The following is a 915-nucleotide window of genomic DNA, read 5'->3' as shown; positions in this document are numbered from 1 at the left end:
AGACCCGAAACCCGGTGATCTAGCCATGGGCAGGTTGAAGGTTGGGTAACACTAACTGGAGGACCGAACCGACTAATGTTGAAAAATTAGCGGATGACCTGTGGCTAGGGGTGAAAGGCCAATCAAACCGGGAGATAGCTGGTTCTCCCCGAAAGCTATTTAGGTAGCGCCTCGGACGAATACTACTGGGGGTAGAGCACTGTTAAGGCTAGGGGGTCATCCCGACTTACCAACCCTTTGCAAACTCCGAATACCAGTGAGTACTATCCGGGAGACACACGGCGGGTGCTAACGTCCGTCGTGGAGAGGGAAACAACCCAGACCGCCAGCTAAGGTCCCAAAGTATAGCTAAGTGGGAAACGATGTGGGAAGGCTCAGACAGCCAGGATGTTGGCTTAGAAGCAGCCATCATTTAAAGAAAGCGTAATAGCTCACTGGTCGAGTCGGCCTGCGCGGAAGATGTAACGGGGCTAAGCTATACACCGAAGCTGCGGCTACGTACCTTAGGGTATGTGGGGTAGGGGAGCGTTCTGTAAGCCGTTGAAGGTGGTCTGTAAGGGCTGCTGGAGGTATCAGAAGTGCGAATGCTGACATGAGTAACGATAAAGCGAGTGAAAAACTCGCTCGCCGGAAGACCAAGGGTTCCTGTCCAACGTTAATCGGGGCAGGGTAAGTCGACTCCTAAGGCGAGGCCGAAAGGCGTAGTCGATGGGAAACGGGTTAATATTCCCGTACTTCTTACAATTGCGATGGGGGGACGGAGAAGGCTAGGTGGGCCTGGCGACGGTTGTCCAGGTTCAAGTATGTAGGCGGGTGGTTTAGGTAAATCCGGACCACTACTAACGCTGAGATACGATGTCGAGCTACTACGGTAGTGAAGTCATTGATGCCATGCTTCCAGGAAAAGCCTCTAAG

At 52.9% G+C, this 915-nt stretch carries 1 rRNA gene; it reads left to right on the top strand.

From position 1 onward, the window contains the following. A 23S ribosomal RNA gene (locus M4I23_RS19555) occupies positions 1-915 on the top strand; the annotation flags it as partial.

The sequence above is a fragment of the Algibacter sp. L4_22 genome (assembly GCF_023473045.1).
In the GTDB taxonomy this organism is placed as follows: Bacteria; Bacteroidota; Bacteroidia; order Flavobacteriales; family Flavobacteriaceae; genus Algibacter.
The sequence above is the reverse complement of the archived record's forward strand: the minus strand, read 5'-3'. Positions and strand labels throughout refer to the sequence as shown.